The sequence below is a fragment of the Amnibacterium sp. genome (assembly GCF_025463795.1).
Taxonomy (GTDB): domain Bacteria; phylum Actinomycetota; class Actinomycetes; order Actinomycetales; family Microbacteriaceae; genus Amnibacterium.
In genome coordinates this window covers 1-15,138 of record NZ_JAODBE010000120.1, presented here as the reverse complement: position 1 = coordinate 15,138, position 15,138 = coordinate 1, and the positions used below count along the sequence as shown (strand labels likewise).

11 protein-coding genes and 1 pseudogene are annotated in these 15,138 nt (G+C 73.9%); 5 read left to right on the top strand and 7 right to left on the bottom strand.

The genetic code is table 11. The annotated features are described in order from the left end of the window. Positions 1-47: 47 nt before the first annotated feature. The 4 genes from JWQ92_RS10510 to JWQ92_RS10495 all read right to left on the bottom strand — a co-directional run bounded on the left by JWQ92_RS10510 (position 48) and on the right by JWQ92_RS10495 (position 5,765). Positions 48-3,458 (bottom strand): DEAD/DEAH box helicase, encoded by a 3,411-nt coding sequence (locus JWQ92_RS10510; RefSeq protein ID WP_297344407.1) that lies wholly within the window; start codon positions 3,456-3,458, stop codon positions 48-50. Beyond that, on the bottom strand, positions 3,394-3,981 hold the full coding sequence (locus tag JWQ92_RS10505; RefSeq protein ID WP_297344406.1) for a universal stress protein: 588 nt from the start codon (positions 3,979-3,981) through the stop codon (positions 3,394-3,396). Before JWQ92_RS10505 ends, JWQ92_RS10510 begins: the two co-directional genes overlap by 65 nt. Positions 3,982-4,046: 65 nt before the next feature. After that, positions 4,047-4,826: an SDR family NAD(P)-dependent oxidoreductase gene (locus JWQ92_RS10500; protein ID WP_297344405.1), complete on the bottom strand. Its 780-nt coding sequence runs from the start codon at positions 4,824-4,826 to the stop codon at positions 4,047-4,049. A gap of 24 nt (positions 4,827-4,850) precedes the next feature. Then, positions 4,851-5,765 (bottom strand): hypothetical protein, encoded by a 915-nt coding sequence (locus JWQ92_RS10495; protein WP_297344404.1) that lies wholly within the window; start codon positions 5,763-5,765, stop codon positions 4,851-4,853. 95 nt (positions 5,766-5,860) lie between these two features. On the opposite strand from JWQ92_RS10495, the gene JWQ92_RS10490 reads away from it, so the two are divergent. The 3 genes from JWQ92_RS10490 to JWQ92_RS10480 all read left to right on the top strand — a co-directional run bounded on the left by JWQ92_RS10490 (position 5,861) and on the right by JWQ92_RS10480 (position 9,559). After that, positions 5,861-6,853, top strand: coding sequence for a nitrilase-related carbon-nitrogen hydrolase (locus JWQ92_RS10490; RefSeq protein WP_297344403.1), 993 nt, complete (start codon positions 5,861-5,863; stop codon positions 6,851-6,853). Next, a complete protein-coding gene (locus tag JWQ92_RS10485; RefSeq protein WP_297344402.1) occupies positions 6,850-7,872 on the top strand; it encodes an agmatine/peptidylarginine deiminase in 1,023 nt (340 codons plus the stop codon). The genes JWQ92_RS10490 and JWQ92_RS10485 overlap by 4 nt, the downstream gene beginning before the upstream one ends. 76 nt (positions 7,873-7,948) lie before the next feature. After that, entirely contained in the window at positions 7,949-9,559 is a 1,611-nt protein-coding gene (locus JWQ92_RS10480) for a serine/threonine-protein kinase (RefSeq protein WP_297344401.1), read from the top strand. On the opposite strand, the gene JWQ92_RS10475 is transcribed toward JWQ92_RS10480, so the two are convergent. Beyond that, positions 9,556-10,389 (bottom strand): SDR family oxidoreductase, encoded by an 834-nt coding sequence (locus JWQ92_RS10475; RefSeq protein ID WP_297344400.1) that lies wholly within the window; start codon positions 10,387-10,389, stop codon positions 9,556-9,558. The two genes, JWQ92_RS10480 and JWQ92_RS10475, sit on opposite strands and share 4 nt — an antisense overlap. 53 nt (positions 10,390-10,442) lie before the next feature. Between JWQ92_RS10475 and JWQ92_RS10470 the strand changes: the two genes are divergently transcribed. Continuing rightward, a complete protein-coding gene (locus JWQ92_RS10470) occupies positions 10,443-11,087 on the top strand; it encodes an HAD-IA family hydrolase (protein WP_297344399.1) in 645 nt (214 codons plus the stop codon). A gap of 3 nt (positions 11,088-11,090) precedes the next feature. Here the strand turns inward: JWQ92_RS10470 and JWQ92_RS10465 are convergent, their stop codons facing one another. Next, positions 11,091-12,086 (bottom strand): aldo/keto reductase, encoded by a 996-nt coding sequence (locus JWQ92_RS10465; protein ID WP_297344445.1) that lies wholly within the window; start codon positions 12,084-12,086, stop codon positions 11,091-11,093. A gap of 55 nt (positions 12,087-12,141) precedes the next feature. After that, complete coding sequence (locus JWQ92_RS10460; protein ID WP_297344398.1) at positions 12,142-14,487, bottom strand: penicillin-binding protein; 2,346 nt, start codon at positions 14,485-14,487, stop codon at positions 12,142-12,144. Positions 14,488-14,607: 120 nt separating this feature from the next. On the opposite strand from JWQ92_RS10460, the pseudogene JWQ92_RS10455 reads away from it, so the two are divergent. Then, positions 14,608-15,138 (top strand): annotated as a pseudogene (locus JWQ92_RS10455) (hypothetical protein); the annotation flags it as partial.

Here is a 15,138-nt window from a genome sequence, read left to right as displayed (position 1 = left end):
GCCGGGGGGCGGTCGACGGAGGCGGCGACTCCGTTCGGAGAAGCGCGTCAGCCGAGCAGCTCCCGTACGTCCTCCGCGGTGATCGCGGCGCCGGCCGGGCCCTCCGCGTCCTCCATCACGGCGTCGAACAGCTCGGCCTTCGCCGCCTTCAGCGCCATGACCTTCTGCTCGATCGTGTCCTTCGCGACGAGCCGGTAGACGTGCACGGACCTGGTCTGGCCGATGCGGTGGGCGCGGTCGATCGCTTGCTCCTCGGCGGCGGGGTTCCACCACGGATCGAGCAGGATGCAGTAGTCCGCTTCCGCGAGGTTGAGCCCGAACCCGCCGGCCTTCAGCGACACGAGGAACACGTCGGCGTCACCGCCCCGGAACCGCTGGATCGCCTCGTCGCGGCGCACCGTGGATCCGTCGAGGTAGGCGTACCCGATGTCGGCCGCGTCGAGCCGTCTCCGCACCCGGCCGAGCAGCCGGGTGAACTGGCTGAAGACGAGCACCCGGTGGCCCTCGTCGAGCGCATCGCCGAGCAGCTCCTCGAGCAGGTCGAGCTTGGTGGACGGCACGTCGTCGAGCTCCGGGTCGACGAGGGCGGCGTCGAGCGCCGCCTGCCGGAGCGTGGTGAGCGCCCGGAAGATCGCGAACCGGTTGCGGCCGAACTCGTCGATGAGCCCGAGGACCCGCTGCCGCTCCCGGGCGAGCAGGCGGTCGTAGACGGCCCGCTGCTCCGGATGCAGCTCGACCTCGAGCACCTGCTCGACCTTCTCGGGCAGGTCGGCCGCCACGGCCTTCTTCGTGCGCCGCAGCATGAGGGGACGGATGCGTCGCCGCAGCTGCGCGAGCCGCTCCGGGTCGCCCTCGCGCTCGATCGGCTTCTGGTAGGCGTCCGCGAACCCCGTCGGCGAGGGGAACAGACCGGGGGCGACGATCGAGAAGATGCTCCACAGGTCCATCAGGGAGTTCTCCATCGGCGTGCCCGTGATCGCCAGCTTGAACGGCACGTCGAGGCTGCGCACCGCCGCGTGGGTGGCCGCGTTCCGGTTCTTCACGAACTGCGCCTCGTCGAGGAGCATCCCCGCCCAGGCCACGCTCCGGTACGCCTCGGCCTCGAGGCGGAAGAGCGCGTACGAGGTGACCACGAGGTCGGCGTCGCCGACGGTCTCGACGATGGTGCGGCCGCTGCGCCGCGTCGTCTCCGAGACGGCGGCGACGCGGACGTCGGGCACGAAGCGCGCCGCCTCGGCCGTCCAGTTCGGGACCACGCTCGTCGGGGCGATCACGAGGAATCGCGGCCGGCCGGTCTCACCGCCGGGAAGCCGCCGGTCGGCGACGGCCCGCGCGACGAGGGCGAGCGACTGCACCGTCTTGCCGAGGCCCATGTCGTCGGCGAGCACGCCGCCGAGCGCGCTGTCGTAGAGGAACGAGAGCCAGTCGTAGCCGGTCTGCTGGTAGGGGCGCAGCACGGCCGGGAAGTGCTCCGGCAGCGCCTGCGGCGGCAGCCGGCCTTCCGCGCTGCCCGCGAGGCCCGCGACCGCGCGACGCCACGACTCCGCCTGCCGCTGCACGATCCCGAGCTCGGCGAGCTCCTCCCACAGGGAGCCCTGGAAGCGGGAGATGCGCATCCCCCCGCCCCCGTCGTCGGCGAGCTCGCGCGCCTCGGCGAGCAGGTCGCGGAGCCGGGCGAACGCGTCGGAGTCGAGGGGGAAGTACACGCCGCCCGGCAGCACCATGTAGTCGTCGCCGCGGGCGAGCGCGCGGATGACGTCGGCGATCGGGACCGAGTCGTCGCCGACCCGCACCGCGATGTCGAGGTCGAACCAGTCGCGATCGCCGGCCCGTTCGCGCGTCTCGATGGTGACGACGGGCGCCTGCTCCGCCGGCCGGTAGTCGACGGGGGCACCCTTCTCCTCGAGCAGCAGGGCGTCGATCGCCCGGATGCGCGGCAGCACGTCGCGCGCGAAGTCGATCGCCGCCGTGCCGGCGAAGCCGAACCCGGCCTTCAGCCGTGAGGAGCCCGGTACGAAGAGCTCCGGCGCCGACTCCGGCGTGACGCCGGCCGCAGCGACGTGCTCGAGCAGACGGCGTTCCGCGGAGGCGTCGCGGAACGTGTGGCCGCCGTCCGGATCGAACGGCGAGCGCTCGACCTGCACGTCCTCGCCCGGCACCCGGTAGCGCCACCACCAGGTGCCCTCGACGGGCTTGGTCGCGGCGAATCGCAGGGTGAGCCCGAGCTGCGGCACGGGCAGCGCGGGCGGCGCGAACGTGCCGTCCCGGGAGACGACGGGCAGCAGGGTGGCGAGGCGACGGTAGTGCTCGGTGAGGAAGGCGCCCTCCTCCTGGAGCGGCACGCGGATCGGGTCGTCGAGGGTGAGGAAGGCGCGCGCCTGCGGCGCGACGGGCTCGGCGAAGCGCGCCAGCCCGACCGTGGCCTCGGGCAGCGCGGTGCCGGGTTCCTGCTGCCAGGTCGCGAGCCCCGTCGCCGGCTCGCCGACGAGCACGAACGGCTGGGGCACGGGCGGCGCGGAGGCGGGGTCGCCGTCGGTGACGAGCGGCTTCAGCACGAGACCCTCGTCGTCACGGCCGACGTCGATCGCCGGGACCGCCGGCTGGGCGGCGAGCAGCAGCGGCGTCTGCGCCGTGCCGCCCGTGACGAGCCCGAGTCCGAGGTGCTGCGCGTCGTCGAGGAGGGTCCAGAGGCGGGTGCTGCGCGCCCGGTCGAGGCCGAGCCAGGTGCCGGTGGCGAGCGGCGCGGCGCCGTCCGTGAGCAGCAGGTGGAGCTCGCGGAGGAGCCGCGCCTGGTCGTCGTCGTAATCGTGCAGCGCCGTCACCTGAGCGAAGTCGCGCCAGGAGATGCCGGTGCGGCGCCAGCGCCCGCCGGCTCCGAGCTGCACGGGGCGCACGGCGACGACCGGGGCGACGGGACGGCGCGGGCCGTTCGGCCTGCCGGGCTGCAGCTCGAACCAGAGGCCGAGCGGCGCGGTGCCGCCGCGCGGATCGAGCCCCTCGAGGATCGGGTCGAGGGCCCGACGCCACGGGGCGCCGACGCCCTGCCTCGCGGTCTGCGCGGGCGTCCGCACCGCTTCGAGCAGGAGCGCACCGACGTGCTTGCACCGCTCCCCCACCGGGCAGTTGCAGAGCCCGGTGATGGGCTCCGGGCCGTGCTCGGCGATCCGCATGCGCACCCTGGCCGAGTACGGCAGCCGGGCGGCACCGCGGACGTGGCCGGTGAGGATCGTGCGGTCGTTGCTCCAGCGGGCGTCGGCGACGCGGCCCTGGCGCTGGTAGGCGTCGGCTCTGACGAAGACGGCGCGACCCACGAAGTGCTGGACGGCCGCCTCGGAGTAGATGATCCGCCCCCGTCCCCTGCCGATCCCCGGTGCGGGGAGGCGGCCGCCCAGTTTAGGCGACCGGGGCCGGGGGCTGTGCGCCTCCGTCGTGACGGCCGCGGGGATGGTCGACCACATCGTCCGCGTCCCACGGCATCCGCCGGTCGTCCGGCGACGGCTCGATCGGCACGACCACGACGGGCCGGTACTGGCGGTGGCTGAGGCGCACCGCGACGGAGCCGCCGAAGAAGCGCCGCATGGCCCCGCCGAAGCCGTTCTGGCGGGTGCCGACGACGATCATGAGGGCGTTCTCCTCGTCGGCCACCGTCATGAGGGACGTCGCCGCCTCCCCGACGAGCTCGCGCATCGACCAGCGCACGCCCATCGGCGTGAGCAGCGCCTCGATCTCGTCGAGCCGCTCCGGCGGGAACACCGGCTCGTCGCCGCCGGCCTCCGGATCGATGGGCGCGGAGATGAGGGTGCCGTCCGGCAGGTCCTGCAGCACGTACCGAGTCGCGTCGACGGTGACGCAGACGAGCCGCGCCCGGAAGGTGCGCGCGAACTCCCCGGCGACCTGCATCACCCACAGGGGCTGGTCGGGCAGCACCCCCACCACGATCACCGGTTCGACGAGCTGCCGGGACTCCGCTGCTTCTGCCATGAAACGCCTCCGTGCGCATCATCCGCCGCCGCGCCGGAGGCGGTCAACGGGTACTCGGCGGCCGCTCAGCCGAGGCGTTGCTCGGCGACGCTGTTGCCGCCGTCCACGACGACCACCTGGCCGGTCGTGTAGGCGGCGCCGGGCGTGCAGAGCCAGGCGACGGCGGAGGCGACCTCGTCCGGCGTCCCGCTGCGGCGCACCGGCACCCGGTGCCCCTCCGCCGCCTCCTCCGGCAGCTGGGATCCGGTGGCGATCCAGCCGGGCGCGACCGCGTTCGCGGTGATGCCGCGCGCCGCCTCGTCGACGGCGACCGCGCGGGTGAGCCCGACCATGCCGGCCTTCGCAGCGGCGTAGCCGACGTCGGCGCGGCTCGCCATCACCGGGCCGGTGACGCTCGAGATGTTCACGATCCGCCCCCAGCCCGCGCGCCGCATGCCGGGCACGAGCGCCCGGGTCACGAGGAACGCGCTCGTCAGGTTCTGCGCGAGCGCCGCGCTCCAGGCGGCCGGATCGCCGGTCACGTCGCCGGACGACATCGCCTCCCCGACCGCGACCATGCCGGCGTTGTTCACGAGCACGGTCGGACGCACGGACCCGAGCGCGGCGACCAGGGCCTCGACGCCGGCCTCGTGCTCGAGCCGGGCGATCAGGCCCGTGGCGGAGATCCCCTCGGCCGCCAGCTCGGCGGCGCGCTCCTCGACGCGGTCCGTGGTGGCGGTGAGCACGACGGTGGCGCCGAGGAGCCCGAGCAGCCGGGCGGTGGCGAAGCCGATGCCGGTGGGACCGCCGGCACCGGTCACGAGGGCCGTGCGGCCGGAGAGGTCGAAGGACGGCGGTGCCTGCATGGTCCACAGGCTACGGACCGGCGGTCAGCGCACGGCGACGTCGACGTCGACCCCGCCCGCGACGGCCTGCACGATCGTGATCCGCCCGCCCGGGGTGAACGGCGCGAGGTCGCGGCCGGCGCGGGCGGCATCGGCGGCGGTCCCGGGGCCGATGGGGTACCACTCGTCCAGCCGGTCGAGGGGACTCCCGGGTCGCAGGTCCCCGACGATGGCGCCCCAGTAGTAGAGGTTCGAGTACAGGCCGGTCGACGTGCCGAGGCCGCCCTCCGCGGCCGGCGCCGTGAAGTAGGCGGCCATCCCCTCGATGATCGCCTCGTTGAATCGCCGGTCGGCCGAGAAGTCGCGGACGGTCTCGACGTCGATCCACCAGCGGTGCCCGGACGGATCCGTGACACCGGGGATGGCGGCATCCCGCCGTGCGGTCGCCCAGCCGAACACGTAGGCGCACGCGCGGCTGGTCCGGCTTCCGGCGCAGCCGGTGCCGAACGTGGCCGGGATGCGGACCCGCCGCGCCGCGACCACGGCGGAGTGCGGCCAGAGCGGCTTCGTCCAGCGCCGCTCGGCGGGCTGCCACGGGTCGGCCGCCATGACGTAGTAGCCGAGCGACCCGGGTCCGCCGGTCGCCGTCGCGGCCCAGGCCATCGTCTTGGCGAGGCAGCCGCTCGTCGTGCCGGGCTCCCCGTCGTTCACCCCCACGACGGCGAAGGCCGGGTGCGGCACCGCGTGCGCCGTCACCGCGCGCCGGCAGTTCGGCCAGGAGGCGTCGCCGCCGACGACCGGCGCGGGCGCGGCCGGTCGCGCGACGGCTCGCGGGAGGGCCGCCGACTCCTGGGACGGCAGGGAGAGCAGCACGATCGCGATCGCGGCGAGGCCGACGGCGATCAGGAGCGCGTGCAGCCCCGAGGGGTCGCCGCCCTTCCGCCTCCGTCGACCCGCCATGGCGACACGGTGGCAGACCCGCTCGGCGCGCCGCACGGCGCTCGTGGGCGTTTCGGCGATCCGCCCTGCTGCCGGCCGTCCGCCAGGATGGAGCCGTGCAGCTCGTCGTCGCGCCCGCTCTCGGATCCCCGCTCCGCACCACGACGGACGTCCCCCCGCCGATCAGGGTCGCGCTCGTGCAGCACCGCTGGCAGGAGGACCGCGACGCCCTGCTCGCCGAGCTGACGGACGGCGTCGCCACGGCGGCGGAGGCCGGGGCGACGGCGGTGTTCCTGCCCGAACTGACGCTCTCCCGCTATCCGGCCGACACCCCGGCCGCCGGGATCGCGAAGGAGGCCGCCGAGCCGCTCCTCGCCGGGCCGACCTTCGCGTTCGCGGCCGACCAGGCCCGCCGGCACGGCGTCTTCATGCACGCCTCCCTCTTCGAGCGGCCCGCCGACGACGACCGGCCCGACGACCCCCGCGGCTACAACACCGCGATCCTCGTCGCGCCCGACGGCACGCTCGCGGGGCGCACCCGCAAGACGCACATCCCGATCACCTCGGGCTACTACGAGGACACCTACTTCCGGCCGGGCGACGCGACCGACGCCTACCCCGTGCACGAGCCGGCCGGGCTCGGCATCCGCCTCGGCCTGCCCACGTGCTGGGACGAGTGGTTCCCCGAGGTCGCCCGCCTCTACGGGCTCGCCGGCGCCGAGGTGCTCGCCTACCCGACCGCGATCGGCTCCGAGCCCGACTTCCCGGCCTTCGACACGCAGCCGCTCTGGCGCCAGGTGATCGTCGCGAACGGCATCACGAGCGGCCTGTTCATGGTCGTGCCGAACCGGTACGGCAGCGAGGGGGCGATCACCTTCTACGGCTCGTCCTTCATCTCGGATCCGTTCGGGCGGGTGCTCGCCGAGGCGCCGCGCGACGCGTCCGCGGTGCTCGTCGCCGACGTCGACCTCGCACAGCGGCGCGAGTGGCTGGCGCTGTTCCCGTTCCTGCTCACCCGGCGCCCCGACAGCTACGCCGCGCTCGGCGAGGCCGTCGACGCGGAACGGCACGGCTTCGACACGATCCCGACGTTCGGATCCGTCGCGTGAGCTGGCGGATGCCCGCGGAGACGGCGCCGCACGAGCGGCTCTGGATGTCGTTCCCGCGGCCGAACGCGACCCTCGGCGACGGCGAGGACGCCGAGGAGGCGCGGCGCGCCTGGGCGGCGGTCGCCCACGCGGTGCTCGAGTTCGAGCCGGTGACGATGCTCGTGGATCCGGAGACGCGCGACGACGCGCGACGGCACCTCTCCGCGGACGTCGACGTGCTCGACGTCCCGCTCGACGAGTACTGGCTGCGCGACAGCGGCCCGACCTTCGTGCTCGGCGACGACGGCCGGCTCGGCGCGGTGGACTGGATCTTCAACGGCTGGGGCGCCAACGACGACTGGACGAGCTGGGACCGTGAGCGGCACGTCGGCCGCCGGGTCGCCGAGGCGGCGGGCGCGGAGCTCGTGCCGTCCCTGCTCGTGAACGAGGGAGGCGCGATCCACGTCGACGGCGAGGGCACGGTGCTGCTGACCCGCACGGTGCAGCTCGATCCGCGCCGCAACCCGTACGCCGACGAGGCGCGCGTGGAGGCCGAGCTCGCCCGCACCATCGGCAGCACCGCCGCGGTGTGGCTGCCGCGGGGCCTGACGCGCGACTACGGGCGGTTCGGCACCCGAGGGCACGTCGACATCCTCGCCACGATCCCGTCGCCCGGCCGGGTGCTGCTCCACGACCAGCGGGATCCCGGCCACCCGGACGCCGCCGTCTCCGCCGAGCTGCGTGCCGTCCTCGAATCCGCCGTGGACGCCGCCGGCCGGCCGTTCGAGATCGTGCCGCTGCCCGCGCCCGCCACGCTGACAGACGGGGACGGCTGGGTCGACTGGTCCTACGTCAACCACGTCGTCGTGAACGGCGGCGTGATCGCCTGCCGCTTCGGGGAGCCTGAGGCGGACGCCCGAGCGGCCGCGACCCTGGCGGACGCCTACCCCGGCCGCCGCGTCGTCGGTGTGGACGCCCGCCCGGTCTTCGCCCGTGGCGGAGGCCTGCACTGCATCACCCAGCAGCAGCCCACGACCTGATCCGACACGCCGTCAACGGGCGGATCCGGTCGCCGCTCCCGGTCAGCGGGAAGGCGCGGTACGGAAGAATGGCCGGGTGGGATCGACGAGCGGGAACGACGAGCCCGCGCCCGGCGATGTGCTCGGCGGCCGGTACGAGATCCTCGAGGAGCTCGGCCGCGGCGGCATGGCGACCGTCTACAAGGGCCGGGACCTGCGCCTCTCGCGCAAGGTGGCCGTCAAGGTCTTCCGCGGCGGCTTCGCCGATGCGATGGACCCCCGGCGCACTGCGCAGGAGATGCGGCTGCTCGCCGGCGTCGATCACCCGTCGATCGTGTCGGTGCTCGACGCGTCGAACGACGACGGGCGGTTCGGCACCTACCTCGTCATGGAGCTCGTCGTCGGCGACGACCTCGGCGCGCTGCTGAAACGGGCACGGGGGCCGCTGTCGGCCGACTTCGCCCGCCGCATCGTCGCCGACGTCGCCAGCGCGCTCGAGCTGCTGCACAGCAAGGGCGTCGTGCACCGGGACGTGAAGCCGGGCAACATCCTGGTCAGCGCGGGCGCGGGCCAGCACGGCATGTCCGGCGTCACCGCGAAGCTCACGGACTTCGGCATCGCGCAGATGGTCGACGGCGCGGCGCTGACCGCGCCGGACTCGATCCTCGGCACCGCCGCCTACCTCAGCCCCGAGCAGGTGCGCGGCACGCGGCTCCGGCCCGCGAGCGACATCTACTCCCTCGGCCTCGTGCTCCTCGAGTCGCTGACGGGCCGGCGTGCCTTCCCCGGCCCCGCCGCCGAGGCGGCCGTGGCGCGGCTGACCCGCCCGCCCGCGCTTCCCGCGGACGCCTCCCCCGGGCTCGCGGACCTGCTGTCGCGGATGACCGCACTCGACCCCGGTGACCGGCCTCGGGCCGCCGAGGTGGCTGAGGCGCTCCACGAGCAGCTGGCCGGGGCCATCACCGTGCCCGACGCCACGCACACCGTCGAGGTGCCGCGAGCCGACCTTCCGTCGGTGCTCGAGCGCGGCGAGGACGAGACGCTGCCGCATGAGCGGTCCTGGACCCCGGGGACCGGGATCCCGCTCAGCGCCCCGTCGCTCGACACGGGACCGCGGCCGCAGCTCGTGCCCGTGGGCGAGCGGGCTCCCGGGTCCCGGTCGCGCTTCCCCACCGTGCTCGCGGTCGGCGCGTCCGCCTTGGCCGCCGCGGTCGCGGGGATCCTGATCTCCTCGAGCGCGGGACTGCTGAACGCGCCGTCCGGCGCCGTGGCCGCCGGCGACGCGGGCGCGAAGGACGGGGTCTCCGCGAGCTCACCTGCCCCCGCCCGCAGCTCGTCGTCGAGCGCGCCCGTCCGGGTGGCGACGGGCGGCGGGGTGGTCGCCACCACGCCGCACGCGAGCCCCAGCCCGACGCCGCGCCGGTCCTCGTCGACGCCGAGCAGTCCCACGCCGACCGCGACACCGAGCAGCTCGGCGAGCGGCTCCCCCGACCCGACGACGAGCAGCAGTGCGCCGGCGACGCCCTCTGCGCCGCCGTCGTCGGATCCGGCTCCGAGCGGCAGCACGAGCGCGCCGGGCTCGACCTCACCGACGCCGACCGACACCGACTCCGGCGGTCCGGGCTCGGGCGGGAACGGTGCGTCCGCCGACAGCGCGAGCCCCTCCACCGTGTCGGCCGACGGAGCCTTTCCGGACGCCTCGGCCTAGGCGGAGGCGAGCGCCTCCTCGAGCGTCCGGGCCGGACGACCGGTCAGGCGCTCCACGTGGTCGCTCAGCGCGTCCATGGCGCCGTCCGCGATCGCGGTGTACGTCGACACCCACGCGTCGAGCTGCCACTCGAGATCGGTGAACGCCCGCCGGCTCTCGTACGCCTCCGCGACGGTCTGCTCCTCGTACCGGAACGGCCGGCCGAGCGCCCGCGTCATCCGCTCCGCCGCCTCGGCGAACGTGAACGCCTCGGGTCCGGTCAGCGTGTACGCGGCCCCCTCGTGCGCGGCGGGGTCCGCGAGGACCAGCGCTGCCACGTCGCCGACGTCGGCGCGGGCGACCGCCGCGGCCGCGCCGTCGCCCGCCGGTCCCCGGATCACGCCCTGCTCGTCGGCGAACATCGGGAAGAAGTCGCTGTAGAAGTTGTCGCGCAGGAACGTGAACGCCATGCCGGACTCGCGGATGGCCTGCTCGGCGTCCCAGTGGTCCCGGCCGAGGGTGAAGACGGCGTTCGGCGCGGCGCCGTCGAAGCTCGTGTAGACGATGTGGCGCACGCCCGCGTCCGTGGCGGCCGTGATGAAGCGCCGGTGCTGCGCGCGGCGGTGCTCCGACTCGGCGCCGGACACCATGAGCAGCACGTCGATGCCGGCGAGGGCCGCGAGCGCGCCGTCGCGGTCGTCGTAGTCGATGCGAGCGACCTCGGGTCCGCCGTCGATGCGGGGGGCGCGGGCGGGGTCCCGCACGAGCAGGCGGGTGACCTGGGAGCCGAGGATGCGGGCGGCACGGCCGCCGACGTGGCCGGTGGCACCGGTGATGGCGATCGTCGTCATGCGAGGCACAGCAGTCGGGACGGCGCCCGAATTCCCGTGGCTAGGCTGCCAGGATGCCGATCGTCCGTGCCGTGCTCTTCGACCTGGACGGGACGCTGATCGGCTCGACGCCCGCCGTCGCCCGGTCCTGGGCGCGGTGGGGCGAGCAGTGGGGCGTCGGCGACGTCTTCGCCAGCCACGAGCACGGCCGCCCCGCGCGGGAGATCGTCGCGGGCCACGTGCCGGCCGACCAGGTGGACGCCGCCTTCGCGTCGATCGAGGCGCTGGAGATGGCCGACACCGAGGGCATCGTCGTGCTGCCGGGCGCGCGGGAGCTGCTCGACGCGCTCCCGCGGGACGCCTGGGCGATCGTGACCTCGTGCAGCCGCCCGCTGGCGTACGCGCGGCTCGCCGCCGTGGGGCTCGAGCCGCCGGTCCTGGTCACCGCGAGCGACACCGCCGTCGGCAAGCCGGCGCCCGATCCTTTCCTCGAGGCGGCCCGTCGTCTCGGCGTGGATCCGGTCGACTGCCTCGTCGTCGAGGACGCACCGGCGGGCGTCGCGGCGGGACGTGCCGCGGGGGCGACGACGCTCGCGGTGGAGGGGACGGTGGATCGCGCACTCCTCGACGCCGACCTCGTCGCGCCCGACCTCAGGGCGGTGGCCGTCGAGCCGCTGCGGGACGGGATCCGCGTGACGCTCCGCGAGCCGCGGAGCTGACCGTCACCAGCGGCCGTGGATCGCGGCGCGCAAGCGGCTGTCGTAGAGGTCCCGCACCCCGGCGCGGAAGGCGTCGGACAGCGGGGGCAGCGTCGCCGCCGCCGCGTTCGATCGCGCCTGCTCCGGGTTCCTGGCGCCCGGGATCACGCTCGTGACGCCGGGGAGCTGCGCGACCCAGGCGATGGCGACCTGGGCGGGTGTGGCGTCCGCCGGGCCGTGCTCCCGCACGAGCGCGGTGAACGCCGCCGCCGCCTTCACGCCGGCCTCGTAGTCGACACCGGAGAAGGTCTCGCCCTGGTCGAAGGCCTCACCGTGCCGGTTGTAGCTGCGGTGGTCGTCGGCGGAGAAGGTCGTGTGCTCGTCGTACTTGCCGGACAGCAGGCCCGACGCGAGGGGCACGCGGGCGAGGATGCCGACCCCCGCCGCCTCCGCGGCCGGCAGCACCTCGTCGAGGGGCTTGAGCCGGAACGCGTTCAGGATGATCTGCACGCTCGCGACGTGCGGACGCGCGATCGCGGTCAGGGCCTGGGCCGCCTCCTCGACGCTCACGCCGTACGCCGCGATCGCGCCGTCGGCGACGAGGGTGTCCAGGGCGTCGTAGACCCGGTCGTCCTCGTAGACCGCGGTCGGCGGGCAGTGCAGCTGCACGAGGTCGAGGGTGTCCTGGCCGAGGTTCCTCCTCGACCGGTCCGTCCACTCCCGGAGATGCTCGAGGGTGTACGCCTCGGGGGTCTGGTCGACGCGCCGGCCCGTCTTGGTCGCGACCGTGAGCGGCACCGACGGGTCGGCGGCGCGGAACGCGCCGATGATCCGCTCGCTGCGGCCGTCCCCGTACACGTCGGCCGTGTCGAAGAGGGTGACGCCGGCCTCGACGCTCGCGTCGAGCACGGCGCGCGCGTCGGGTTCGGAGACGTCGCCCCAGTCGCCGCCGAGCTGCCAGGTGCCGAGTCCGACGGTCGACACGGAGCGGCCGGTGCGGCCGAGGAGGCGGGAGGGCAGGGAGGAGCTCACCCGTCCACCGTAGAACCCGAGGATGGGGATGCCGTGAACGAGGTCAGCCGGAGCTGGGGAAGATCGTCACCTCGGTGTGCTGCGGCGCGGAGGAGCCGATGGCGGGCGAGGTCGAGGCGATCTCGCCCGCGGGAAGGCTCGAGGAGACGGGCGCGCCGATCGCCCAGGCGTAGCCGGCCGAGACGAGGGCCGCCTCCGCCGCCGACTTCGACATGCCCTGCACGTTCGGCACGGTGCCGGTCGCGGTGGAGGGCGTCGTGGTCGTCGCCGTGCCGCCGTAGAGGTACTGCGACGCGGGCTGCGGCCAGCTCGTGGCCCCGCCGTAGACCTTGTTCACGGCGGTCTGGATGCCCTTCCAGAGGCAGTGCCGCTGCACGGCGGCCTGGGAGGAGTACCCGGCCGGGCAGTAGCCGAGGTTCGTCGCCCGGAGGTCCTGGGAGCCGGAGATGTTGCCCACCCAGACCGCGGTCGTGACCTTCGACGTCGTGCCGATCATCCAGGTGTTCGCGTTGCCGTCGGTGGTGCCGGTCTTGCCGAACTCGTAGATGCCGTCGGGGGTGTTGTCGCCGGCGGCGGTGCCGCCGGTCATCACCGCGCGCAGCGCGTACGCGGCGGCGATGGCGACCTGCGGGTCCACGGACTGCCGGCAGGACGTCTTCGGCACCGACAGGACGCTGCCGTCCGCCTTCACCACCTTGTCGATGGCCACCGGCGTGCAGGTCGTGCCGTTGTTCGCGATGCCCGCGTACGCCGTCGCCATCGAGAGCGGCGCGACGTAGTTGGTGCCGATGATCGACGACGGGTTCGCCTCGAGCGTGCCGCCCTTCGCGGGGTGCACGTCGAAGGACTTCGCCATGGAGCGGATGTCGCAGAGGTCGAGCTGCTCCCCCATGGTCGCGAAGGCCCCGTTGATGGAGAGCGCGGTGGCCTGGGTGACCGAGTGGAGACCGTTCTCGGAGGCGCCTGCGTCGTTGCCGACCGACCAGGGGCCGTCCTGGTCGTCCGGCGAGCCGCAGAGCGTGAAGTCGGACGCCGGGATGGTGCGCTGGTCCGAGTTCACCGAGGCGTTCAGGGTGTGACCCGACTTCAGCCAGTCGAGGAGGGTGAAGAGCTTGTACGTCGACCCGGGCTGGATCCCGCTGGAGCCGCCGTAGGCGTAGTCGGTGTTGAAGTTGACCGCCGTGTTGTCGACGCCCTGGCTGTTGTCGTAGTTCTTGTTCTGGACCATCGTGATGATCCGCCCCGTGCCGACCTCCACCGAGATGGCCGACGATCCGACGTTGAACACGGTCGAGTGCTTCGGGATGTACGTGTTCATCACCGACTGGGCCTTCTTCTCGAGGTCCAGGTTCAGCGTCGTGTAGATCTTCCAGCCGGCCGACTGCAGGTTCGCGTAGCGGGTGTTGTAGTCCTTGCCGAACGCCGTGTCGTTCAGCACGGAGTTGACCACGTAGTCGCAGAAGTACCCGGCGACGCCGGCGGACTGGCAGCCCGTCTTCGGCTGCGTGATGTTCGGCTTCACCGGCGTCTTGACGGCGGCGTCGTACTGCGCCTGCGTGATGAGCTTGTGGCTCAGCTCGTTGGCCAGGATGTAGTCGCGGCGGGTGCTGTTCGGGGCGATGTTCGCCTTCTGGTCGATCCGCAGCACGTTGGGGTTGTTCACCATCGCGAGCAGGCTCGCGGCCTGCGCGGCGGTGAGCTTGTTCGCGTTCACGCCGTAGTAGTACTGCGCGGCCGACTGGATGCCGTACACGCGGCCGCCGAACGGCGCGATGTTCAGGTACCCGAGCAGGATCTGGTTCTTCGAGTACTTCTTCTCCAGGGCGATCGCGAGGCGCGCCTCGCGCAGCTTGCGGCCGACGGACGGGTCGACGCAGACGTTGTAGGCCTTGTCCACCGCGGCCGTCGTGTGCAGCTGCTCGGCCTCCTGCACGCAGACGTTCTTGACGTACTGCTGCGTGATCGTGGAGGCGCCCTGCACGTTCTTGCCCAGGAGGTCGGCGACGGTCGCGCGGATGATGCCGGTCGGGTCGACACCGCCGTGCGTGTAGAACCGCACGTCCTCGGCGGCCAGCGTGGCGTTCTTCACCGTGGTGGTGATGTCGCTCCAGGGGATCACCTCGCGGTCCTGCGTGTAGAAGGACGCGAGGAGCACCTCCTTGCCACCGGACTTCGCGTAGATCTTCGTCTTCTGGTCGAGCGGCGCGATCTTCAGGTCGGTGGGCAGGTCCTCGAACAGACCGATGCCGTTCTTGGCGGTGGTGCCGGTGAGCGCGATGGCGGGCGTGACCGCCACGGCCACCATCACACCGGCGATCACGGCGACGGCGATCATCCCGAGGAATGCGGAGAAGGCGGTTCCGATACGACGAGGAGCGGAGCCGGGCATCCCAGCATGGTACGAAGTGGGTCTGACCGTCCCGTGTCCGACGGGCGCGTCGAACCCGATCTGTTATCGAATGCCAAGCATCCGGCGGCGGATGCTCAGGGAACCGGGGCAGGAGGAGGCGTGGCGGACGACCGGCAGGAGGACGCCGTCGCTGCGGCGGCCGCGGACCTCTACGCGGTCCCGGCGGAGGAGTTCACGGCCGCCCGCACCGGCCGCGTCACCGCGCTGAGGAAGGCGGGCGACCGCGCGTCTGCGGCGGCCGTCGGGCGGCTCCCGAAGCCGACCGTCGCCGCGTCCCTCCTGAACCGGCTCGTGCGGGAGCGCCCCGACGTGGTGCACGGCCTGCTCGCGACCGGCGCGGAGCTGCGCCGGGCGCAGGAGGAGCTGGACGCCGGGCGGCTGAAGGAGCTCGGCGCGGCACGGCGGCAGGGGGTGACGGACGCGGTGGCCGCGGTCACCGGACTCGCGTCCGCGACCGGTCGTGCCCCAGGTGCCGGAGCGCTGGAGGAGGTCGCGGCGACGCTGACGGCGGCGGTGCTCGATCAGGCCGCGGGCGGGGCGGTGGCGTCGGGGCGCCTCATCCGGTCGCTGCCGGCCGAGGGGCTCGAAGGGGCGGCGCTCGACGACCTGGTCGCGCTGCCGGGCGCCGCG

Coding starts and splice junctions, on each gene's coding strand:
- JWQ92_RS10470 (WP_297344399.1), top strand. CDS start 10,443: ATGCCGATCGTCCGTGCCGTGCTCTTCGACCTGGACGGGACGCTGATC.
- JWQ92_RS10460 (WP_297344398.1), bottom strand. CDS start 14,487: ATGCCCGGCTCCGCTCCTCGTCGTATCGGAACCGCCTTCTCCGCATTC.
- JWQ92_RS10505 (WP_297344406.1), bottom strand. CDS start 3,981: ATGGCAGAAGCAGCGGAGTCCCGGCAGCTCGTCGAACCGGTGATCGTG.
- JWQ92_RS10510 (WP_297344407.1), bottom strand. CDS start 3,458: ATGTGGTCGACCATCCCCGCGGCCGTCACGACGGAGGCGCACAGCCCC.
- JWQ92_RS10475 (WP_297344400.1), bottom strand. CDS start 10,389: ATGACGACGATCGCCATCACCGGTGCCACCGGCCACGTCGGCGGCCGT.
- JWQ92_RS10500 (WP_297344405.1), bottom strand. CDS start 4,826: ATGCAGGCACCGCCGTCCTTCGACCTCTCCGGCCGCACGGCCCTCGTG.
- JWQ92_RS10495 (WP_297344404.1), bottom strand. CDS start 5,765: ATGGCGGGTCGACGGAGGCGGAAGGGCGGCGACCCCTCGGGGCTGCAC.